This window comes from Candidatus Arthromitus sp. SFB-rat-Yit (genome assembly GCF_000283555.1).
Classification (GTDB): Bacteria; Bacillota; Clostridia; order Clostridiales; family Clostridiaceae; genus Dwaynesavagella.
Window position 1 is genome coordinate 924986 of sequence record NC_016012.1, and the last position, 23200, is coordinate 948185.

Sequence of the window (23200 nt, forward strand, 5' to 3'; positions counted from 1 at the left end):
AACCTAGTTCTCTACACTCTTTTTATATTGATAATGTATTTTTCGATTAAACTCTATAATTCTTCTTATAACTTCATCAATACTTTCCTTAACTATATACGTTTTTCCATTTAGTAAAATTATTGCCGTTTCTGGTATAAGTTCTATTCTTTCAATTTCATTTGAATTTAAATAAAACACAACATCATTTGTTCTTGTAAGCTGAATCATATTTGACCTCCTTGACCTTCTCTTAAATACAAGTTTTGCAAATTTTAATTTATATATTCCTCACCATCAACTCTCACAACTCTATTAAGTGTTACTGTTTCTATTTCATTAGTCGTGTTTATTTTCACTCTGAGTTTAATCTCATGATTCTCAATTACAATTCCCTCAACTCTTCCTGTCATAGTTTCATATAAATTTCCATTACTTTCATATGTTACAACTTCACCATTCGCTTTCCTTCCTTCTCTAATGTCCTGTTCCAATATAGATTCCAATTCATCTTGAGCTTCTATTTCATCTGTCATGCCACCATCTATTGTTATGTCATCTTCATAATCTTCATCGATATTTGAATATATAAATTCTACTTCTTTATTTATCATGGATGAACCAACAAGCACAGCTATATTATTATTTATATAATCAAGTCTGTTATCTTGTACCCCAATAACATTCATAATATCATCTCTTTCAAAATCTCCAATTACAAATTCCCCTTTTTCATTCATGTACTCAACATTAACAATTATTTTTGATCCATTTTGAGCAACACCTCGCACAACACCAGTAATTGCATTTCCATTATTGTCGTAAGAATTAAGCATAACTCCCTGTCCCAATAACGATCTAGCCGAATATTCATTCATTGTAGTGTTTAAATTAGACATTTGTTCCATAGCTGCAAACTGTGCAAATTGTGATACATATTCAGTACCATCTTGCGGTTGTGTTGGGTCTTGGTTGGACATCTGGGTTGCCAATATTTTTAAAAATGCATCCTTATTCATATCTTCTCCAGGCTGAATAATTTTTGTTCCTTTTTCTGTATATTGCCCATTATAAACATTTCCTGATCTTGAAAATGCTGAGTTGTCCACTTCATTTTCACTATTTTTACTTGCTTCAGTTTTTTTCTGAATCTCCTCAACCAAATCATTAAATGAACCATCAGAATTACTTGAATTACCTATATTTATAGATTTATTTTTATTAATTGGTGTTATTTTAATATTGTTATTTATCATACTTACTTACCTCAATTTAAACTAAAATTCCATCTCTTAAATTATTTCTATCATCATTGTCATTACCTTCATTATCTATCTCTATTGTTGGAGATTTTAAATTTTTAAAATCAACATTTTCATTATTTCGCTTGTTATTTCCACCACCATCATTTGCATTAAATGAAAATTCTTGGAGATCAACTTGTATATTTTCCAAATTTATATTATGTGTTTCCTTTATCATATTTCGTATATCAGTTATTGTTGATTCCATAACCTTGAATGCATCTTTATTTTCAACTCTTATCATAAGTCTAACATTATCCTTAACTACTTCATACTTTACATCCATTCTCCCTAAATGATCTGGATTAAGTTTAACAACCATTTGATTTTTATTATTTGATGCCATATATTCTATATTTTCAATAAATTCTTTAACAATATTTTGATGGTTTGAAGTATCTAATATTTTATTGAATTTTACATTTACATTCTCTTCAGTATTATTTCTAAATGCATTAACAAAATAATTTTCAATATTTTTATTAATTTGTGCTTCCCCAGAAATTTCCTTTAATATGTGTTCATCACTATTACTCTTATCATCAATTCTAACCATATCACTTATACTTTTAAAATTATGGAGTACTTTATAATCTGAATCATCAGTTTTATTAACCGAAACTTCATTATTTAATTTTGTATTAAGCTTAATACTAATTTCATTTTCTATATTTCTTATTAGTTCCTTATCGTTTAATAAAAATCCCTCAAAATTAATTTCATCTAAAAATTTAACATCTGAATTATTTTCCCCTATCTTATCAAATTCATTCCTTACTAAATTTTTAAAGCCATCAACATTATCCATTACCTTTTGTATAATTTCCCCATTTGAAATATCTTTTGAATTAATCTTTTTCAAATCAAATCCCATTTCAATTAAAACATTCTGTATACTTTCATTGTCAAAACTTGAAATTTGTATTTTTTCTATTTCGTTAAACTCTGGTTTTGATACGTTTTCAAATACATTCATCTTATTTAAAGAATCACTATAAAGTTGTTTTGTATTATCAAATTCAATATCTTTAACTTCTTTCAAATCTCCAATAGTGAAATTATCATTAAACTCAAAGAAATTACTTTGAGTATCAATTTTTTCTGATCCCAAAACGTTTAATATACTTAAAATAACTTGTAATAATTGTTTATCATCCTCATTTAAAGTATCATACAAAGTTTCATCAAAAACTTTCTCTTCTATTTTATGTTTACTATTTAGTTGATTCTCACCTTGTAAACTTAGAGATTCATCAAGAGAATTTTTAAAACTACTCACACTTAAATCACTTTTAATATTTTTGTTATTTTGTTTAACTTCATCTTTTTTAGATACTCCATAATTCAAATTATCTATCTTCAAACTCATACTCTCCCCTCTCCTTCTCATCTTTTTCATCGTAATCTTCTGGTTTGTGTAAATCCTTGTAATACATATTCAAAGACAATTCATCTAAAAAATCTTGCTCTTCCTTATCTTGTGCATGCAAAAATTCTTTATATTCTTTATCTTTAAGTTTATCTAAAACAGTTCTATTTTGCTTCTTTTTCTTATAATCTTCAAATCTATAATCATACTCTTTACTCATTTTTTCCTTTTGTTTTTTATTATAAAGGATTGAATTTTCTAAGAAATATGCATAATTATTTTTTATAATTTCATCAACACGAGTTGTACAAGTTGAAAAAGAATTCTTTTTATACAACTCATTTAAAGTTTCAATGTTATCATTAATAACCCTTATTCTAGCACTGATATCTGTAAATTTTTGAGATGCCTCTTTTTCAAGCCCAAGCCGCATATTCAATAATTTATTGAGCGAATACTTAAACCTTTTCATAACAATCACTACCTTAAATCAAATTATTAAATATTCCTTTTAGTATAGTTAAATTTTGTTCATAACTAGTAAATTCCATTGTTTTTTGCCTCAAATATTCATTTATTTGATTAATATATTGAATAGCCTTATCTATATCTGGATTACTCCCATGAACATATGCTCCAATGTTTATCAAATCTTCAGCATCTTGATATACTGCAAGTAAATTTCTAACCGTTCCTGCTAACTCCTTATGTTCATCAGAAACTATTTTAGACATAAGCCTACTAACACTCTTTAAAACATCAATAGCTGGATAATGATTTTTCTGTGCTAAAGCTCTAGATAATACAATATGTCCATCCAATATTCCTCTCACAGTATCTGCTATTGGATCATTCATATCATCACCATCAACAAGCACTGTATAAAATGCTGTTATAGCCCCATTTTGGGAAGGTCCTGTCCTTTCCAAAAGCTTTGGTAAAAGTGCAAAAACTGATGGAGTATAACCTTTTGTTGCTGGTGGTTCCCCAATAGCAAGACCAACCTCTCTCTGTGCCATAGCAAATCTCGTTACAGAATCCATCATTAAAATTACATTCTTACCTTGTTCTCTAAAATATTCTGCTATTGCTGTTGTAACAAGAGATGCCTTAAATCTTATAAGTGCAGGTTCATCTGATGTTGCACAAACTACAACGGATTTTTTAAGTCCTTCCTCACCCAAATCATGATGTATAAATTCCTTAAGCTCACGCCCTCTCTCGCCAATAAGTCCAATCACATTAACATCTGCAGACGCATTTCTTGCAAGCATTCCCATTAAAGTACTTTTACCAACTCCGGAACCTGCAAATATTCCAACTCTCTGACCAACGCCACAAGTAAGAGTTCCATCAATTACTCTTACACCTGTTTGCATTATTTCTGTGATTTCTTTTCTTTTCATAGCAATTGGCGGCTTATTATCTACAGTAAATTCTGTATAATTTTCTGGTGGATTACCTATTTGAACTCTTCCAAGCCCATCCAAAACACAACCTAACAATTCATCTGAAATTTTAACAGATAATAATTTTTTAGTCGCAATAACCTTACTGCCAGTAGATATACCACGCACATCCCCAAATGGCATTAATATACTTCTTTCTTGATTAATTCCAACAACCTCACACTCTATCTCTTCTCCGTACTCATTATATATGTAACAAATTTCTCCAATGAATGGAATTATACCTTCAGCCTCTATAGTCAATCCAACTAAACGTTTAACTCTTCCTTCTTCATAAATTGGCTCAACTTTTTCAAGAGAATTCTTCATTTTCCTAAAATCTATAAACATATCTAATCCTCACCAAAAATTATCTTCCTTAAAATTTCTATATTTTCATTTACATCGTACTTTATGATTCCTCCATTTCTTTCAATTAAAAACTCTCCTTTGTTTATATCCTTACTAATAACAACATGAAAATCTCCAAGTATTCCAGCTTTCTCTTTCAGTATGTGAATTTCTTCACTTATACCTTTGTAGTTAACTTCGTTACACTTTATAATAACTGGCATCTTATCTTTTATATTTTTTATACGTTCATAAATTATATCATTTAATATTTTTTCATCATTCAATTGACGCTTAATTATTTTCGCAACCATTGTAAATATCATATCTTTAATTTCGTTTTCTTTAGCTGTTATAAATTCTTCTGCTTCTTTTTTAGCATTTTCATAAAAACACATAACATCACTTAATATTTTATCTTTTTCAGCCATAATTTCTTGCATTGCCTTAGCTTTTCCCTCTTCGAAGCCTTCTTTATATCCTTGAACTTTACTTGCAACCCTCTGACGAACTACTTCAACTTGTGCATTTTCAATCATATCAGCAAAAATTTTGGACGATTCTTTCTTTGCTTTAGATATCAACATATCACTTATCTTTTTAAATTTTAAAATTTCATCTCTTCTAACTCTATAAGTTTTTGTCCTTATACGTTTAATTATTTCATTATTAGTTTTAATTTCTCTTGATATATTGTTCTGCGTACTGTATGCATCATATATATTTGGACTAATTATTGTTTTAGTAGAATGTGGATAATTTTTATTATTGCCACCGCTACGAATAATATTTTTATTTGAACTACTGAATAATGTCATCATCTCCTCCTCGAACAATTAATATTTCACCTTGCTCATCTAATTTTCTAATCTGAGAAACAATAACTTGTTGAGCCTTCTCAACATCAGACAATTTAACAGGACCCATATATTCAATTTCTTCACGAACATTTTCTGCTGCACCTTTTGATAAATTGCTAAATATAAGTTCCTTAACAGAATCACTACTACCTTTAAGTGCAAGAGCTAATTCTTTTTGATCTATACTTCTTAAAACTTTTTGTATATCTTCGGATCCCAGAGTCACAATATCCTCAAACACAAACATAGATGCTCTTAATTTTTCCGCAAGTTCTTTATCATGATTCTCAAGACCTGAAGTAATATTTCTCTCCGTATTTCTATCAACTCTATTAAGCATATCAACAAGCGACTCAATTCCTCCGATAACTGTCGCTTCAGGCTTCACAAAATTCGATAATTTATATTCCAAAACCCTCTCAACTTCTTTAACCGCATAAGGCGAAGTGTTCCTAATCGTAGCAACCCTATACGCTACATCGTTTTGGAGATGATCAGGTAAAGAGCTCAAAATTTGTGCTGCCTTCTCTGGTTGAATATAACACAAAACTAATGCAATAGTCTGTGGATGTTCATCAATTATTATATTTAATAACTGAGTTGGATCAGCTTTACGTGCAATGGTGAAAGGTCTATATATATCTGTTGCCTCTTTTATTTTATCTAAAATTTCAATAGCCTTATCTGATCCTAGTGCTTTACTTAAAATATTTTTAGCGTAATCAAATCCTCCTTCAAGCAAAAACTCTTTCGCTTTATTCATCTCTATAAATTCATGCAAAATCTCTTTTCTTTCTTCAATTGTTACCGAATTTATAGTTGCTATTTCAAAAGAAATCTTATTTATTTCATCTTCATTCAAAAACTTCATTATTTCTGAGGCTACTTCTGAACCCAAAGTTATTAATAGTATTGCCGTTTTTTGAACTCCTGATATTTTCTTCTTCAAAAGCATCTCCTCCCATTGTTCTATTTTGCGTAAAATTTATATTTTTAAGCATAATTTAAACAAATAAAAAAACTTCTATCACATTACTCGCGATAGAAGTTATAAATTTACTTTCCTATTTCTAATGCTTTCATAAACATTTGCTTGTTTGCATTAAAATTATCAGCATTAGATTCGTATGATCTAGTAGCTAAAATCATTTCAGCCATTTCATTCAATATATTAACATTGCTTCCTTCAACAAATCCTTCTTCATTTGCATAAGGATGAGTTGGATCTAAAATCATTTTAGATGGAGAGTTATCCTCCATTATCTTTGAAACCTTAACTCCCTTAAATTTATTTAATCCAGACATTGATCTATCTAAATGTTCTTGGAAAACTGCAATCTTGCGTTTATATGCATCTGTTGTATCTGTTTTAATAGAATTATAGTTTGCAATATTTGATGAAATCAAATCCATTCTCATTCTTTCGGCAGCAAGTCCACTTGCACTAATTCTCATTGACCTAAAAGCATTATTAAGCATACATCATTCACCTTCCATTTATGTTCTATCTTCCACTTATAATTGTTGAAATATTTTGATACCTACCATTTATAGCAGAAATCAAAGTATTATACATAAGTGTATTTGCAGCTTGATTTGCTTTTTCTATATCCAAATCAACGTTGTTACCATCACTTCTCATAACTGTTGAATTATCTTGTATAATGCTATAATGTTCATTATCAATTTTTATATGTTTATCATTGCTTGTCTTAAATTCAACCCTCGGTATTCCAAAATTCAAATACTTCTCAAACACAACATCAGAACGTTTAAAATCTTTAGTATTAACATTAACCAAATTATTGGATATAACATCCCTTCTAACAGAAGAAACATCTAAGGCAGTTCTTAATAATTGATACATATCAACTTCTCCTAAACTATTTATATAATTTCCCTAAAACTCCTATCAGATCATTAGGCAAATAAATTGTTTTACTCATATTTTTAATATTAGCTTCAGTTAATAGTAACGTTCTAGAAAATTCAATCATCTCCAAAGCAACATCAGCATCTTCTATCTTACTCTTAGCACCTGTAACAACTTCCTGTATTGATTCCGATTGGTCAATTTTACCCTCAAAAGTCGTACTTATAGCTCCAAGCTTTGTCCTCGCATTAATAACCTGTGATGCTGCATTATCTAATTTTTCCAAATTAACCCCAATATCATCTCGAATATCCATCCCCTCAATACCTAAATTTTTAATAGACAAATTAAATGATGGTATTTCAGCAAACTCTCCAGAGTTACCTGTTGTTAGCACACTCATCAACTTTGGATTAATATTATCAGTGACATCTTCATTTCCCAAAATATTTACTTCATTAAATGAAAAATGTTCAATATCATAGTTCATGCTTTCAAGAATACTATTAACCTCATTTTGAATAACATCTTTTTCCTCCCCTTGAATACTTCCATTTCCCAAACTGATAGTTATTTCTCTGAGTCTCGTTATTCTATCATTAAGCGATCCCATAACATTATCTGCAGATTGAATCATGCTTACAGTATCTTGTATATTTTTTCTAGAACTTTGATATCCCCTAATCTCCTTTTCAAAGTTTGCAAGCTTAGAAATTCTACTAGGATTATCTTTTGCAGAATTAATTTGTTTACCTGTTGATATATTATTTATACTTTTCGAATGATTCGAAATATTTTTTTTATAATTCATAAGCGTTTTTGTAGCATTAGAATTAAAAGTTAATTTCATACTAAAACCTCTCATTTAACAAAGATTAAATATTTTTCAATTTCGATTGCCATTTAAATAAAATATATTTCAACTCATACTTAAGTATTTGACTACAAAGCTCATAATCATTATTACAAAAAGCATCTCCAAAACTCTCAAGTGCAAATTTCAAATCAGTTTCTTTTGAAAATATTACCAAATTCAATTGCTCATTTTCTTTTATAAACTTTACTAATAATTCTAATTGTCCTCCAAATTCGGCAACATAAGTTTTAAGAAGTTCAATATTATTTTTTTTAATAATTACATCACAAACCTTATCTAAAAAATAAGACAATTGAACTAAATAATGATTACATTCATCAATAATATCATTATCTAAATTTATCATAATAATTGTTCTCCCATTAATAATATGTTCATTTTTTTCTTAATTATTTCGTATTATTCTGAAAAATTTAATATTAGGATTTAAATAATTCAATAATAAATATTTGTCATTTATTATACCAATTTTCACAAAATTATATTAAAATAGTAATTATTGATTAATTTTAATAAGGAGTTTTTAAAATGGAAAATAGTTTTTTAAAAGAGTTTCTTATGATATCTTCTTTTAATACACTAGTATGTTTAGTAGTATTAGTATTACTTTTTGCACTTATGTTTTTTTTCAAGAAAAAACATATAAACTTCTCAAATAGAATGTTTATAGGTACAGGTCTTGGAATAATTTTGGGACTTGCAATTCAATTCATATCTAAATTCCCTAAAAATCCACTTGAAATAACTTGGATAAATGAATCTACAAAATGGTTTTCTTTATTTGGAAATGGTTTTATAGATTTAATTAGAATGATTGTTGTGCCCCTTATTATAATTTCAATCATTCATATAATAATCAACATGAAAAAAGAGGCAAAAATAAAGCAACTTACAATCTATACTTTAATAACATTGCTCTCAACTGTAATTATATCTGCAATAATAGGATTAATAGTTTCCTCTGTATTTAAAATAGGATTAAACTCAACTATAACTTCTGGATCATCTAACATAAAAGAAGTACAATCTTTAGTTGACATATTCAGGAATTTAATACCAAAAAATCCGATAGAGGCAATGGCTAATTCAAATGTTATAGCTGTTGTTATATTTTCTATTTTTATTGGTACAGCCGCAAAAAAAATGGGAAAAATATATCTAAAAACAATGGAAACATTCAATAAACTAATAGATGCTCTTCACAAAATAATAGTTAGTGTAACAATGACTATAATAAACTTAATGCCTTACGCTGTAATTCCACTATTAGCTAATACAATTGCCCAACGTGGTATTAAGTCAATTTTAGACGTTATACTGTTCATAATCGCTCTATATATAGCAGTAATTCTAATGTTTATAGTTCATATGATTTTATTATCTTTATTTGGTTTCAATCCTATTACTTATATTAAAAAAGCTATTCCTGTACTTGTACTAGCATTTACATCTAGATCAAGTCTTGGGTGTTTACCTGTAACTATTGAAACACTTGATTCTATGGGATGTAATTCATCGACCTCAACTTTTGTTTCTAGTTTAGGATCAACTACAGGAATGAATGGATGTGCTGGTATCTTCCCTGCAATGCTCATTATAATGATATCAAATATTACAGGGTATCCAATTAATTTGAATTTTATAATAATGACATTACTTGTAGTGACTATTAGTTCTATTGGGATAGCCGGTGTTCCTGGAACGGCAACAACAAGTGCATCAATAAATCTTTCTGCTGTTGGATTAGGTCAATATTTTGACTTAACAAGCCCAATACTTGCTGTTGATCCAATCTTAGATATGGCTAGAACCATGTTAAATATAAATGCTGTTTTAACAACTTCCTTAATTGTAGATAAAAAATTAAAACAAGTAGATATGAATAAATTCGATGACATGAATTCCAAAATAGATGGTTCATTTATGTAAAATAATAAAGACAGGAACATGTTCCTGTCTTTATTTGTCTATGTATTTGATAACCCTTGCTGGTACTCCCGCAACTACAGAGTTACTTGGTACATCCTCGTTAACAATAGATCCATCTGCTACGACAGCTCCGTCATTAATTTTAACACCAGACAAAATTGTCGCTCTAGAACCAATCCAAACATTTTTACCTATCTCAATTGAATTAGTATGAAGTATATCCCTTTTATTTGGATTTAGGTCATGATTTAATGTAGCCAAAATTACATTGTGTCCAATCAAAGCACCATCTCCTATATATATTCCACCTTGATCCTGAAAACAACAACATGAATTTATAAAAACATTTTTACCTACACTTATATTTTTCAAAATCAGTATAAAAAGGTGGAAATAACATAAAAGTTTCATCAACTTCTTTACCAATTAATTCTGAAAACAATTTAACAATTTCTTCTTTAGTATGATAAGTATAGTTAAGATCATTCATTATCTTTCTAGAATTCTCATTTACCTCCATCATAAGATCATACATTTCTGATCCATATATATCATTACCGCCTTCAATTCTCTTAATAAAATCATTTAATTCCATTTAGTAAATCAACTTTACTTTAAATCGTTTTCTTTAAATTTTTTATAAACATCAATGAATTCTCTAGCAATTATTTTAAATCCTTCAGCACTCATCAATTGATCTTCAGCATGCATCAAAATCAAACTAAATGGTAATTTTTCATTATTAGCTTCCATTTGTATTAAGTCAGCATGTGCAGCATGACCAGATTTAAATGCATCAATTCCATCTTTCATTAATTTTTCAGCCATCTCAAAATCAAATTTCTTAGCATAAGAAATAGCCTCGATATAAAACGATCTAGCACTTCCAACATTAGATATTATTTCAAAACTTTTCAACTCTAAATCATTCATTTGTAACTACCCTCCTCATCACGTACAAAACTTATCATAAACTTTAAATTTTTTATTCAGATTTACTTATAACTTTCTGAACAAATACATTTATCTCCTGCATTTTAACACCTGTAAACATTTCCACCTGAGTTTTAACGTTTTCTTGAAGTTCTCTAATAACACTTGGAATCTTAATTCCATATTCAACAGCAACACTTATATCTATACTTGTTTTATTATCACTTAAATTAACCTTAATTCCTTTAGCAATATTTTTCTTATTAAAAGAATCGATCCCACTGTTACTATTAAATAAAGGATATACTCCCTTTACTTCACTTGCAGCTATACCTGCTATGACAGTTATAACATCATCAGATATTTTAACAATTCCAATACTATTATTCACTTACTCAACCCCTCTGCTTAATTACAATTTAATTATATCAAATGATAATTTTAAATACCATATTGTAAAATAAAAAACTACTGATATCATAATCAGTAGTTTTTTAAGTTTTATTTCTTTAACTCAATTTCTACATTTTTAATTTTAGCTACACTCATAACCACTTCTTGAATTTGCTTTCTTTGACTATCTGTAAGCTCAGAATTTTTAACAAATATTCTAGCCTTATCATTCTCAATTAAACATAAAATTTCTTCAAATCCTTTACCCTTAAGAGCAAGTTCAATTTTAGTTTCATTTTCTTGGTCCATAACTAGAGCAATTTTTTGCTTAGCTGCTGTATCTCTATCCATTTGTGATACTTTTTCACTATCTATTATTTCTGCTAAATACTCAAGAGTTTCAGATGATTTCTTATCTCTAACAGATTTTGCTTCATAAAAGAAGTCATACCCAACTTCATCTTGTTTAGAATTATTTATATTTATAACCTCATCAGTATCAGTTATAGAAACTGTTCCTAAATCTTGCATCGAACTATTAACCTTTGCAGCTAATACTCCCGCACATACAATTAATGCAAGTAATGCAAGTATAACTCCAGCTTGTTTTTTATTCATAATTAAATCCCCCTAAATTTTTCAAATTAGTTTTCCATTTTTTCAAAATAATAATTGCTATTTCATGGGTATGATATTAACTTTACTTTCACTTATATCATAAAGAGAAGACACCATTTTAGTTAATTCATATGAAAGTTTATTATCTTCTGCCCCTTCAGCAACTATAAGTATCCCAACTATTTTAGGATTATACGTTTTTAAAATTAATGGTTGTGTACTATTACCTTGATTTGACATTACAACTTTATTACCATCCCTATTGTTATTATTAACTCTATTTCCTCCATTACTATCGCGTTCTTCTGTTACTGTATTTGATTTTTCACTATCAAGTGCTGGAATTTTTTCCTCTCCACCTTCAAAATGTATAACAACATCAACTTCTCCTACTCCCCTTACTTTAGATAAAATATTTTTTAATTCTAATTTAACTTTATCTTCATAAGAAATTTGACTATAATCAATTGTATTTTTATTTTGTTGTGATACATCATTTTTTGAAACATCTAAAAATGTTGGAGTTGAGCTATTAAAATAACTAACTGCAAAAATCATAATTCCAGCTATAATAATTAATATAATCATATAAGTAAATTTATTACTTTTTTTTATAATTTTTTGTTTTATCTTTTCCATTTATTGTAATGCTCCTCAATTTAAATATACCTTTATAATATTTTCTGAAATATTTAACTCACTAGATAAAAATATTTTTATTTCTTTAGCTTTTGATCCTTCTTTAGTTGTAACCTTATTAATTTGTTTGTTATCTATAATCACATCTTCAATTATTTCTACTTTCTTAATACCTGACTCTTGTGCTCTTACAATAATTTCTTGTATCTTAAAATCTCCAGCCTCATAAATACCTGATGTTTCAACATCAAATTTATTATTTTTAAATTTATTTTCAAGTAATATCTTGCAATTATTAGAAAGATTTAGCTCAAAACTTTCTATAGTTGTTTTCCTTGCTCTCTCACTATATTCTTCAAAATTATTGTTAAGGTAATCATCAAATTTATCTATATAATTTTCATTTACGGATATATCCTTATACAAATTATTATCCTGACTAACAAAATTAATAATTGGATTTATCACAACAACTATAAAAATAAGACCTAATACAAATTTTGCATACCTTTTAATGCTATTCTCAGGTAAAATAAGTTCTATTGCTGTCATAAACAAAATAGTTACACAAATATCACTTACCCAATCTTTTAAAATATCCATCTATAATAACTCCTAAACACCTATTATTAATTTCCCTGCAGATGCAATTATAGAAATCATTACAAAAAATAAAATAGACACTACTATAACACATGACATTATAAGGATTAACGAATCACCCACAGAACTTATAGCAGAAACTATCCTATTATCAGAAATAGGTTCAATAATAGCTGCTGTTAATCTGTATAATGTTGCCATTATAAAAATCTTAATTATTGGAACCAATACAATAGCTATAACAATTATAAGTCCTAAAGAACTAACAGCATTTTTTAAAAGTATGGAATAACCTGCAACAGTTGCAATTGCATCAGAAATTGCCTTTCCTACTATTGGAACAAAATTATCTACTGCAAATTTAGCCGTTTTAGCTGTTACAATATCCAAAGACTCTGACGTAAATCCTCTTATAGTTAACATACTTATAAAAAATGTTATAAAAATCCCTTGTGCCCAAAGTACAATTTGATTAGTATGCTTTACCAAATTTGATATCTTAAAATTATTTGATATATTGTTTGCAAATTGTAACATAAATCCCAAAAGTATAATCGGAATCAAAATATTTAAATAAAATGTTGGTCCTATATTTGTAAGCAAAATTATTATTGGGTCGAGCGTCGCAATCTGACTAATTCCTCCTGCAGATAAAAGTAACGTACTAAGCACTGGTATCAATACTAATAGAAAATTATTTAACTCTTTTATGGTTTCTTTAGCTATATCAATTCCTATAAGAAAAGTTTTAGAAAGTACTATTATAAGTAGGGCATAACACGCATAAAAAGCAACGTTTGACAACGTTTGGTTTGAGAAAGCAGTTTGAAGATTTTGTATAAGTGAACAAATGACGGCTATTATTATTACAGTCGAAACTCCTTTCAAAACTAGAATAACTTCTTTTACAACGAATGACATGATGTTCCTAAATATAGTTTTACCAATACTCATTTTCTCATTTCCATGACTCATAAGTGATTTTACATATTCCCTTGGATCTAAATCTTTCAATATTTCAATATCATCTTTCATATTAGTTATGTAATTATACAAGCTTGATATTTCTTTTTCATTTTCTTTAATTATTCGCTGTATATCGTTATCACTAAATACATTTTCAGTATTACTATTACTAACATTAACGCTTGCACTTGTACTTAAATTCGGTAAAAACAAAGTTAATAAAAATATTAACAAGAATATCTTCTTTATCATAAACAATTCCCTACATGATATTTAATATTGATTGCAGGACAGCCATTAATATAGGAACTGCCAAAAATAATATTAAAACTTTTCCACCGAATTCAACCTTTGATGCAATATTATTAGATCCTGCATCTTTACATATTTCACTACAAAAAGATGCTATGTAACTTATTGCCAATATTTTTAAAACAATATTTAAATAAACCGTATTTATATTTGCTTTTAACGCCATCTCCTGAATGAATAATATAATCGCATTAAATTTTCCAAATATAAATATAAAAATAGAAACACCAACAAATAAAGAAATTATAACAGCCAAATCTTTCCTACTTTGTTGAACAATTATTATAAAAAATAATGCTATTAACGCAAAAAATGCTATTTTTATAATTTCCATTCGATCACCTATAATTGAAACATAGTCTTAATCGTATTAAATAAATCACCTATGAGTTGTATAACCATAAATAAAATTAAAACTATCCCCAAAATATTAGATAATGTCGCATACTCTTCCCTACCAATACTTTTTAAAACCTTATCAAGAATTGCAACAAGAATTCCAACCCCACCAATTTTAAATATCATAGAAAAATCTAACATTTTATACACTCTCCCCTATATGAGAAAAATAACAATAATAGCTCCTACTCCAATTCCTAAAGTATTATAAACTTTTTTGTTCTTATTCCTAAATTCTATTGCCTCTCTCAATTGATCCTCTAAACGTTTTGTAAAAACTTCAAATACATTTTCGAATGAATTAAGATTATTATTTTCAATGTTATTGAAAAAATCATATATCATATCTAGATCTGATTGATTCAAATACAATCTATCCTTGTTATTTTCAAAGACTTTCTTAACACAATCAACTAAATTGTAAAAATCCCCATTTTCAATTTCATCTGCAACCATATGTAAATTTGCACTAAGTACAGATTTTTGAGTGCAAGATTCTCTTATTGCATAAGCTATTGGAGTTTTCATGAACATTATATTATTTTTAAATGAGTGAAAAATTGTTTCAAATTCCTGAAGCTCTTTTACTCTAAATTTGTAACTATTCCCAATCATTATTCCAATCAAAGAAATACACACAAAAATTATTAATAAGGCTATAAATTTCACACTTATCATATTTAAATCCTCTTCACTCTTTCCAGAGTTCCAACTCCATTCTTATTACTGAGTATCAAAATACATCTAAATATTTTCTCCATACTAGTATTCAGATTACTCATACGTAACTTATTATAAAAATCTTCCTCACTATTTCCATGTATTGTTGAAATTATAGACACACCCGAATTATACGCAACTAATATACTCTCAAAATCCTCTCTAGTCCCAATCTCATCACAAACTATAACTTCAGGAGCCATAGATCTTATAGCAAGAATTATTCCCTTACTTTTTAAACAATTATCATATATATCAGTTCTAATACCTATATCTAATTGAGGAACTCCCCTGAAACTCGCTGCTATTTCACTTCTTTCATCAATAATAGATACCTTAAATCCTCTATTAAGAGGACTATCACCGTTTGAAATAATCTTGGACAAATCTCTTAATAGAGTTGTTTTACCACATTTGGGCGGAGAAATTATAAGAGTATTTAAAATCTCACCACCTTTGTATATATGGTTAATAAATTTTTTCCCAAATCCTGAAACTTCCCTACATATCCTAATGTTCAATGATGAAATATTTTTCAAATACTTTACTTCTCTATTTTCAAAAACCCATTCACCAGTTATTCCAACTCTATGCCCACCTTGTATCGTTATAAATCCTTGCTTAACATCTTCCTCAAAAGCAAAAATAGAATACTTACTAATTTTATTTATAGTAGCTCTAATATCCTCAATGGTCATTTTTATATTCAACACAATTTCTCTATCTGAAAAAATTAATATAACAGGCTTGTTTACCTTCAATCTAATTTCTTGCAAACCATCTAAAGAACCATTTTTTTCCAATTGTTGTCTTAAATTAACGGAAAATAAATTTATTAAATCACCTAACTTACTAATGACTATATCCCTCCTTTCTAATAAATTATATTTTTTTTATTCTTTTTTAGTACAAAAAATAAAAAAGTTATTAGTAAAATCACTAATAACTTTTTAAAAATACTATTAATTACGCTCTTTCCATGTACTCACCAGTTCTAGTATCTATTCTTACTTTATCGCCTTCATTTATAAATAAAGGAACTTGAATTACAGTGCCTGTTTCAAGTTTAGCTGGCTTTAAAGTATTTGTTGCTGTATTACCCTTAAATCCTGGATCAGTTTCAATAACTTCTAATTCTACAAAATTAGGAGCTTCAACAGAAAAAGCTTCTCCTCTATAAAATTTTATAACAGCATTCATATTTTCTTTTAAATATTTTATTGCATCTTCTACTTTTTCATAATTCAAAGGGATTTGTTCATACGTTTCTAAATCCATAAAATAGTATAAAGATTCATCATTATACAAGTATTCCATTTCTTTTCTTTCAATAACAGCCTCTTGAAATTTCTCTGATGGGTTAAAAGTTCTCTCAACAACTCCTCCAGCTATTACATTTCTTAATTTAGTTCTAACAAACGCTGCTCCTTTTCCTGGTTTTACATGTAAAAAATCTATAACTATGTACACTTGACCATCATGTTCAAAAGTGGTACCTTTTCTTAAATCTCCTGCTGTTAACATAACAATAATTAAACCTCCACATCTTTTATTTCGCACATTAATTCTAACAAATTAAATTAAGGTATTCAATATATACGACTACATTTCAGCTGATATATTAAAGCTAAATTCCAATTTATTTTTCATAATATTGATCCTATTTATTCTTAAATGAGTAATATTATTTAAAAATTCTAAAAAACTATATGCATCATCGATGTACATATTTTGGTTTATATCAAACCTAACCATATCATCTGTTAAATATTCAATATTATCTAAAATGATATTATTATTTAATAAGTCATTCTTAAAATTTAAAAATGCATTTTTTTTAGCCTGCTTAAATTCATCCTCATACGATCCAATACTATGTTGCATTAGCATAAATTTATCTACTTTAATTTTAGTTGATAGACTTATAAATATCATAATAAGTAAACAAAAAATTAAAATTCCTAATACAAATTTATATCTCTTAATTAACTTATTCATATCTATACCCCTATGTCTATCTTATACAAATATAATCCATCATTTTCAGATACATATCCATATGACTTAATATCCAAATTGTGTTGTCTTAAATTATCAACTATACTATATATATATTTTTTATCTGCAATCTTCACATCAACACTTATATGATTTGAAGTACAAACTATATTTTCTATAAATGGTTTTACATTATCAATTAATAGTAAAATAGGTTCAATATTATTTTGATACTCTTGACTTATTTGATTTATAACACTAGATTGTCTTAAATTCATCAAATCATTGTAAATATTCCTATTTGTTAAAATATTTTTAGCTAATACGCCTATCAATATTAAAATTATAAAAATATACGATATATACTTTCTATGCGTTCTTTTTAAAATCCTCTCTCTTTTTCCAAAACTTAGAAAATTTACTTCTAATGTAGTCATGTTCTCTTAATATTCCCTCCACATCATGATTTAAAAATGTGCATTTGAATTTTTCACTAAGTAATATACTATCTTGATCACAATTCAAGAAATATATATCATTATTAATTGAAATTTTAAACTCTTCTTTAACTTCTTTAATATTATCAATTATATACATATCTAAATTGTTGAAAGTTTCTTTATTAATATAATTATTCAATAATATCAAAGAATTTTTAAACATAATAATGTTATAATTCAAATCATCGATTTTATTTATTAGAATACCATTTTTAGTATTAAATTTATTTGATATATACTCAATCATTACAAATTGCAAAGGTCTAACTACTAGATACGATTTATCTATATATTTTAAAATTTCTTGTATATCGTTTTTTATCTTCATAGCATATAACAATATACGAACCTGTCCATTATTAATTTCTGAATCCAAAAGGAAATAATCATACAATATATCATCATCAAATCCATTAAAATAAAACTTTAATGAATTCAATATTCTATCCCCTATATAATTATCCAAAGGCATTATTAGAGATTTAATCAAAAAATCTCTAACCTCAAATATAATAATTGAATTTTTTATGTTGAATCTATTTATATCTTTAATATAAACATCTGATATATTTGATTTTTCATATTTATTTGTTATTTTTTTAAAATATATATCAAATTTATCCTTGTTATAATATATTAAATTCTTCATAATCCCTCCAAAATGTTAAACTCTAAAAATACGAGCAAGATCTAATTTAATATCTCTTCCATTTTCTTCAGCATAAAAATAGTAACCCTTTTTAGTTATCCTATCATAATAAAGTAAAATTTTATCTCCATTTGGATTAATACTATTTCCTAATTTAAAATTCAATATATATAAATCTCCTTTAAATAATTTAATATTATTATTTATTACGTAATTCAAAAACGTCGTATCATCTGCTATTAGAGATTCATCTATAGCACTATAATAATCGTCTTTGTACATTTTAAATTTAAATAAAAAATCATTAATTGGATCTATTTTATCTATTTCAGAAATATTTTCGTAATCCAAATAAGCTGAAATATTTTTGCTCATATAATTTGAATTCATTATCAAACTGAAAATTAATGTTAATACCATTAAAAATGGTATATAAACTATCCCTCTCTTCTTCAAAATAATTATATATTATAAGACATAGATGAAATCGGTTTTATTAATTCTATATCCCCCAATAAGATCTTAATAAAAACTAAATTCCCATTCTTATAAATTTTAAAATCATCCACATTTTTAAGTAAATTAGTTATATTTCTATCATCGTATTTTAAAGTTATTGTGCCATTTCCAAAAGTAATATCTCGTTTTTTTACATCACATCTTGTTGTATTTACAGGAATAATTTTCTTATAAGATAGTTTGTTTTCACTATTCATTTTAAAATCAAACGCATATTCATTCAATTCACTATTTAAAAATGCCTCTAATTCACGAATTTTTAAAACATCTGTAGATGTATTAATATTTGAAATAAGATATTTAACACTACTTATAATGTAATTATTAATAGATAATGCAATAACAATGAATATTGATAAGCTTATAATTGATTCTAAAAGTATATATCCCCTCTTTTTATGTCTTATAATATCAAGTCCACCTCCAATATCAAATTTTTAATTTATCTTCAAATATCTTTTGATCACCTTTAATGTACTCTATATTGATATCATTCATATCTTCATTAAAATATAAATGAAAATATTCAAAATTATCGTACTTGTAATTTTCGAAATGTTGGTTTAATTCTTTATATCCACCGATTTTTATATTATTTGCATTTATGTAAACATCTCCTTTAATATGAAGATATTGCTTATTATAAAATAATTCGTGTTTTACAATATCAACTTTATTTGTAATATCATTTGTTAATAAAACAGATCGCATGGTTTTAAGATTTATATTTATCATTCTTGAAATTGAAATACATAGCGTAGTTACCAAAATTATCGAAAATAAACTTTTAAACAATATTGATCCTCGCTTTTTATATTTACGCATAATTCACTTTCCCTGTTATAGTTGAAATTGTAATTTTGTTCAGCTTATCGTGAAAATAATATGAGAATGTAGCTCCTCTAGTTATAGCTCCATTATCTTCTATAATTAATCTAGAATTATAAATTCCATTAAAATTTACCATCTTTATATATTTTGGAAAATCAAATCTATCTACAATTTCATTTTGATTATTTGAAAGCAAAATCCTTTTCTCATAAAATTTTAATATATAAATGTTCGAAGTATTAATTGCAGAATATTTTCCCCTATTTACAAAATCTATAAATTCCAATTTAAATTTTGTATGAGTATAATTGTCATAAATTTTTTTGATCACAAATAAATTAAGAGTCAGAGCTCCGACTATAATCATCAATATAACCAATGAAGTTATATTTTCTAAAAGTAATATTCCACTTTTCCTCATATCATCCACCCCATAAGGAATTAAAATTCTCATATGATATCAAAGGAATAATAAATATTGAAATAAATACCAAAACGATTATTCCACAAATTACTATAAAAATTGGCTCTATCAATTTTGAATATCTTTCAAAACTTTCATAATGTCTTTTAGAATAGGTTGTCCAAATATTTTTTAATGCTAATGCTAAATTTGAACTTTTCTCACCAACGCTTATTATAGAGATGACTTCTGAATCAAAGATCTTAGTATTTGTTAATGCCTCACAAAAATCAGATCCTTGATTAATCTCCCCATAAATATAATTTGCATATTTACTGCAATCATCATTACCTAAACTACCTATTATCTTTAATGCTGTAGCTAGATCTATTCCACTATCTATTATGTAATATAACATCTGAATAAATTTAAGCTGACACTTCTTAAAATGAATTTTACTAATTATAGGGATCTTAAATATTATCTTGGCAAAACACACTCTATTCTTAATCAAAGTCATAAATAAAGTTATACTTCCTATCATTAATGTACAAAATGTAAAATAGTTGTCTTTTATAAACAAACATACATCTATAAAAATTCTACTTAAATTTGGTAAATTAGAAATTTGTGATTGAAATGAATTGAAATAACTAGGTATAAAAACTAGAATACATAAATTAAACATAATTATTAAAAATGTAAATAATAAAATCGGATATGACATAGAAGATTTAATTTTATTAGATATGTTGATCTTATCTTCATAATATTTATTCAAATTGTTAAGTACATCTGATAGTTTACCTGTTTCTTCACTAACTGATATCAATGATAAAAATATATTATCTAACTTATAATTCATCTTGCTCAAAGCATCATAAAATAAATTACCTTTTAATAACTTGCTGTAGAGAGAATCATAGAATTTATATTCTGATTTAAGTCTTGCGTTATTCTTTGAGTTATTACTAAAAATTTGAATAGCTTCTGTTAATGAAATTCCACTCTCTAAAAGAAAATATAAGTCCTCACAAAATCTCTTGTACCAAGTAATTTTCAATTTCTTCTTGAATACAAAAATTTTAGGGATTTTAAGCTTAAAATAAATTTTTAACTTGCATTTATATAAGAAATCTCTAAAATCACCTTCATAAAACTTAAATTTAAATTTTCTTTCCTCTTTAACCAAAACAAAATAATTCCCAATCATTTCAGAATCTCCATATCTTTTATATAAACTTCTCCACTTTCAATAAGAGTTTGTACATTTTGACTAAAAGAGTACTCAAAATATTTCATTTCAATATATTTTCTTATATCTGCCATTATTTTTTTCTTTAAGAGCATATCCTTTATTATATCATCTATCACTAAAATCTCACTTAATAAAATTCTTCCACTATAACCTGTAAATTTACATTTTTCACATCCATTTGGTGAATAATATTTTGCTTTTTCATATTTCTTGTTAAATACTATCATTTCATCAATATATTTTTTCTTCTTACATCTACATAACTTTTTTACAAGCCTTTGAGATATAACCAAATCCAATGCGTCTATAGCTAAAAATTCACTAACTCCCAAATCAATTAACCTTGTTACTACAGATAATGAATCCTTAGCATGTATTGTTGAAAAAACCTTGTGTCCAACTACAGAAGACGACACAGCAACTTTTGCAGTTTCTTCATCACGAATTTCTCCAATCATTAATACATCTGGATCATGTCTTAATATATTTTTTGATATTTCATCAAAAGTAAGCCCTGCTTTTTCATTAATAGAACTTTGATTTATTCCATCAATTTCATATTCAACTGGATCCTCTATAGTATAGATGCTTACTTTTTCAGTATTTATATGCTCTATAAATTTATATAAAGTGGTTGACTTTCCGCTTCCAGTAGGTCCTGATAATATAATCATTCCATTTTTTTTCATAAGATACTTTTCTATAATTTCGATTTGTTCTTCACTAAATCCAAGATCAATTATATTTTCATATTCATTCCTATTATTATGGATTCTTATAGAAATTTTTTCTCCCTTAGATGTAAGGAGTGTCGAAACCCTCAAATTATATTTAAAATCATTGTATTTATATGTAATTTTTCCATCTTGAGATATCCTCTTCTCGGTTATATCTAAATTACTCATGACTTTTATCTTTGTTGATATGAATTTATGTGCTCGAAATGAAAGTTTTTTAAACATCTCAAGCTCCCCATTACGCCTAAAACGAACATTAGATCCAGATTTATTTGGTTCAATATGTATATCACTTACCTTCATATCTATAGCTGTCCTAATGGTATCATCATATATATCATCTAGGTTTTCATCCGATAAATTTTGTCTCGATTTAAAAACTTCATAATAATGAGCTATATTTTGTTGCACACTTTCTATAGAGCGTATATATGGAACAACGTTATCATTAAACATAACCTTTAAATCATTTATAACCTTGTCCATAATTTCAGAACAAATTATTATAACTCCATTATCATATCTCCTAATTGGTAAAACATTAAATTTTGTCGCAAAATCATAATTAACATAATTTAATAAATCCAATTCAATATCTTCTAAAACCAAACTTATCACCCCGATTAGTTAAATATATTTTGATTATTTCATTAAATTTTCAAAATATACAGACTTTATATTAAATAATAAAATTTTTAATATTTGTATGTTATAATTTAAAATGAGGTGATA

Annotated in this window: 34 protein-coding genes; 1 reads left to right on the plus strand and 33 read right to left on the minus strand. The window is 26.7% G+C overall.

All coding sequences use genetic code 11. The features are described 5' to 3' along the window. Positions 1-3 precede the first annotated feature (3 nt). From RATSFB_RS04340 to RATSFB_RS04390, 11 genes are all read right to left on the minus strand, one after another. Entirely contained in the window at positions 4-210 is a 207-nt protein-coding gene (locus RATSFB_RS04340) for a flagellar FlbD family protein (RefSeq protein ID WP_014094831.1), read from the minus strand. A 44-nt stretch (positions 211-254) separates the two neighbouring features. Next, entirely contained in the window at positions 255-1235 is a 981-nt protein-coding gene (locus tag RATSFB_RS04345; RefSeq protein WP_014094832.1) for a flagellar hook assembly protein FlgD, read from the minus strand. Positions 1236-1251: 16 nt separating this feature from the next. Beyond that, complete coding sequence (locus RATSFB_RS04350) at positions 1252-2652, minus strand: flagellar hook-length control protein FliK (protein WP_014094833.1); 1401 nt, start codon at positions 2650-2652, stop codon at positions 1252-1254. Beyond that, positions 2633-3124 carry a flagellar export protein FliJ gene (locus tag RATSFB_RS04355; protein ID WP_014094834.1) on the minus strand — a complete coding sequence of 164 codons (492 nt, stop codon included), beginning with the start codon at positions 3122-3124 and terminating at the stop codon, positions 2633-2635. Before RATSFB_RS04355 ends, RATSFB_RS04350 begins: the two co-directional genes overlap by 20 nt. 13 nt (positions 3125-3137) lie before the next feature. Continuing rightward, entirely contained in the window at positions 3138-4451 is a 1314-nt protein-coding gene (gene fliI / locus RATSFB_RS04360) for a flagellar protein export ATPase FliI (RefSeq protein ID WP_014094835.1), read from the minus strand. Between the two features lie 2 nt (positions 4452-4453). Continuing rightward, positions 4454-5269, minus strand: a complete 816-nt coding sequence (locus RATSFB_RS04365) for a FliH/SctL family protein (protein WP_014094836.1) — start codon at positions 5267-5269, stop codon at positions 4454-4456. Beyond that, on the minus strand, positions 5253-6266 hold the full coding sequence (gene fliG / locus RATSFB_RS04370; RefSeq protein WP_014094837.1) for a flagellar motor switch protein FliG: 1014 nt from the start codon (positions 6264-6266) through the stop codon (positions 5253-5255). The genes RATSFB_RS04365 and fliG overlap by 17 nt, the downstream gene beginning before the upstream one ends. A 101-nt stretch (positions 6267-6367) precedes the next feature. Then, on the minus strand, positions 6368-6790 hold the full coding sequence (flgC, locus tag RATSFB_RS04375; RefSeq protein WP_014094838.1) for a flagellar basal body rod protein FlgC: 423 nt from the start codon (positions 6788-6790) through the stop codon (positions 6368-6370). Between the two features lie 25 nt (positions 6791-6815). Then, complete coding sequence (flgB, locus tag RATSFB_RS04380; RefSeq protein WP_014094839.1) at positions 6816-7178, minus strand: flagellar basal body rod protein FlgB; 363 nt, start codon at positions 7176-7178, stop codon at positions 6816-6818. Positions 7179-7194: 16 nt separating this feature from the next. Beyond that, positions 7195-8034, minus strand: coding sequence for a flagellin (locus RATSFB_RS04385; RefSeq protein WP_014094840.1), 840 nt, complete (start codon positions 8032-8034; stop codon positions 7195-7197). Positions 8035-8059: 25 nt separating this feature from the next. Next, complete coding sequence (locus RATSFB_RS04390) at positions 8060-8407, minus strand: hypothetical protein (RefSeq protein WP_014094841.1); 348 nt, start codon at positions 8405-8407, stop codon at positions 8060-8062. Positions 8408-8589: 182 nt separating this feature from the next. Here RATSFB_RS04390 and RATSFB_RS04395 point away from each other — a divergent pair, with 182 nt between their 5' ends. After that, on the plus strand, positions 8590-9990 hold the full coding sequence (locus RATSFB_RS04395; RefSeq protein ID WP_014094842.1) for a cation:dicarboxylate symporter family transporter: 1401 nt from the start codon (positions 8590-8592) through the stop codon (positions 9988-9990). Between the two features lie 30 nt (positions 9991-10020). On the opposite strand, the gene RATSFB_RS07570 is transcribed toward RATSFB_RS04395, so the two are convergent. The 22 genes from RATSFB_RS07570 to RATSFB_RS04500 all read right to left on the minus strand — a co-directional run bounded on the left by RATSFB_RS07570 (position 10021) and on the right by RATSFB_RS04500 (position 23086). Further along, on the minus strand, positions 10021-10362 hold the full coding sequence (locus RATSFB_RS07570; protein WP_371136974.1) for an acyltransferase: 342 nt from the start codon (positions 10360-10362) through the stop codon (positions 10021-10023). After that, positions 10340-10585, minus strand: a complete 246-nt coding sequence (locus RATSFB_RS07575) for a hypothetical protein (RefSeq protein WP_371136975.1) — start codon at positions 10583-10585, stop codon at positions 10340-10342. Before RATSFB_RS07575 ends, RATSFB_RS07570 begins: the two co-directional genes overlap by 23 nt. 14 nt (positions 10586-10599) lie before the next feature. Then, positions 10600-10923 (minus strand): PTS lactose/cellobiose transporter subunit IIA, encoded by a 324-nt coding sequence (locus RATSFB_RS04405; protein WP_014094843.1) that lies wholly within the window; start codon positions 10921-10923, stop codon positions 10600-10602. Positions 10924-10975: 52 nt separating this feature from the next. Next, positions 10976-11314 carry an Asp23/Gls24 family envelope stress response protein gene (locus RATSFB_RS04410; protein WP_014094844.1) on the minus strand — a complete coding sequence of 113 codons (339 nt, stop codon included), beginning with the start codon at positions 11312-11314 and terminating at the stop codon, positions 10976-10978. Positions 11315-11424: 110 nt separating this feature from the next. Continuing rightward, positions 11425-11934, minus strand: coding sequence for a SpoIIIAH-like family protein (locus RATSFB_RS04415; RefSeq protein WP_014094845.1), 510 nt, complete (start codon positions 11932-11934; stop codon positions 11425-11427). A gap of 57 nt (positions 11935-11991) precedes the next feature. After that, positions 11992-12573: a stage III sporulation protein AG gene (spoIIIAG, locus tag RATSFB_RS04420; protein WP_014094846.1), complete on the minus strand. Its 582-nt coding sequence runs from the start codon at positions 12571-12573 to the stop codon at positions 11992-11994. Positions 12574-12588: 15 nt separating this feature from the next. Beyond that, a complete protein-coding gene (gene spoIIIAF / locus RATSFB_RS04425; RefSeq protein ID WP_014094847.1) occupies positions 12589-13176 on the minus strand; it encodes a stage III sporulation protein AF in 588 nt (195 codons plus the stop codon). Between the two features lie 12 nt (positions 13177-13188). After that, positions 13189-14394, minus strand: coding sequence for a stage III sporulation protein AE (spoIIIAE, locus tag RATSFB_RS04430; protein WP_014094848.1), 1206 nt, complete (start codon positions 14392-14394; stop codon positions 13189-13191). Positions 14395-14404: 10 nt separating this feature from the next. Beyond that, the gene (gene spoIIIAD, locus RATSFB_RS04435; RefSeq protein WP_014094849.1) at positions 14405-14788 is read right to left on the minus strand and encodes a stage III sporulation protein AD; all 384 of its coding nucleotides are present in this window, start codon (positions 14786-14788) and stop codon (positions 14405-14407) included. A gap of 8 nt (positions 14789-14796) precedes the next feature. After that, on the minus strand, positions 14797-14994 hold the full coding sequence (gene spoIIIAC / locus RATSFB_RS04440) for a stage III sporulation protein AC (protein ID WP_014094850.1): 198 nt from the start codon (positions 14992-14994) through the stop codon (positions 14797-14799). Positions 14995-15009: 15 nt separating this feature from the next. Continuing rightward, positions 15010-15531: a stage III sporulation protein AB gene (locus RATSFB_RS04445; RefSeq protein WP_014094851.1), complete on the minus strand. Its 522-nt coding sequence runs from the start codon at positions 15529-15531 to the stop codon at positions 15010-15012. A gap of 2 nt (positions 15532-15533) precedes the next feature. Beyond that, entirely contained in the window at positions 15534-16409 is an 876-nt protein-coding gene (gene spoIIIAA, locus RATSFB_RS04450; protein WP_371136982.1) for a stage III sporulation protein AA, read from the minus strand. Positions 16410-16539: 130 nt separating this feature from the next. Continuing rightward, on the minus strand, positions 16540-17097 hold the full coding sequence (gene efp, locus RATSFB_RS04455; protein WP_014094853.1) for an elongation factor P: 558 nt from the start codon (positions 17095-17097) through the stop codon (positions 16540-16542). Between the two features lie 78 nt (positions 17098-17175). Further along, positions 17176-17571 (minus strand): hypothetical protein, encoded by a 396-nt coding sequence (locus RATSFB_RS04460; RefSeq protein WP_014094854.1) that lies wholly within the window; start codon positions 17569-17571, stop codon positions 17176-17178. Between the two features lie 2 nt (positions 17572-17573). After that, on the minus strand, positions 17574-18008 hold the full coding sequence (locus RATSFB_RS04465; RefSeq protein WP_014094855.1) for a hypothetical protein: 435 nt from the start codon (positions 18006-18008) through the stop codon (positions 17574-17576). Beyond that, a complete protein-coding gene (locus RATSFB_RS04470) occupies positions 17941-18720 on the minus strand; it encodes a hypothetical protein (RefSeq protein ID WP_014094856.1) in 780 nt (259 codons plus the stop codon). Before RATSFB_RS04470 ends, RATSFB_RS04465 begins: the two co-directional genes overlap by 68 nt. A gap of 15 nt (positions 18721-18735) precedes the next feature. Further along, the gene (locus tag RATSFB_RS04475; protein ID WP_014094857.1) at positions 18736-19140 is read right to left on the minus strand and encodes a hypothetical protein; all 405 of its coding nucleotides are present in this window, start codon (positions 19138-19140) and stop codon (positions 18736-18738) included. 41 nt (positions 19141-19181) lie between these two features. Then, positions 19182-19463 (minus strand): hypothetical protein, encoded by a 282-nt coding sequence (locus RATSFB_RS07465; RefSeq protein ID WP_014094858.1) that lies wholly within the window; start codon positions 19461-19463, stop codon positions 19182-19184. A gap of 205 nt (positions 19464-19668) precedes the next feature. Further along, positions 19669-20064 carry a hypothetical protein gene (locus RATSFB_RS04485; RefSeq protein ID WP_014094859.1) on the minus strand — a complete coding sequence of 132 codons (396 nt, stop codon included), beginning with the start codon at positions 20062-20064 and terminating at the stop codon, positions 19669-19671. Continuing rightward, positions 20057-20491 (minus strand): hypothetical protein, encoded by a 435-nt coding sequence (locus RATSFB_RS04490; RefSeq protein WP_014094860.1) that lies wholly within the window; start codon positions 20489-20491, stop codon positions 20057-20059. The genes RATSFB_RS04485 and RATSFB_RS04490 overlap by 8 nt, the downstream gene beginning before the upstream one ends. 1 nt (position 20492) lies before the next feature. Further along, the gene (locus tag RATSFB_RS04495; RefSeq protein WP_014094861.1) at positions 20493-21686 is read right to left on the minus strand and encodes a type II secretion system F family protein; all 1194 of its coding nucleotides are present in this window, start codon (positions 21684-21686) and stop codon (positions 20493-20495) included. Next, positions 21683-23086 (minus strand): GspE/PulE family protein, encoded by a 1404-nt coding sequence (locus RATSFB_RS04500; protein WP_014094862.1) that lies wholly within the window; start codon positions 23084-23086, stop codon positions 21683-21685. The genes RATSFB_RS04495 and RATSFB_RS04500 overlap by 4 nt, the downstream gene beginning before the upstream one ends. Positions 23087-23200 lie beyond the last annotated feature (114 nt).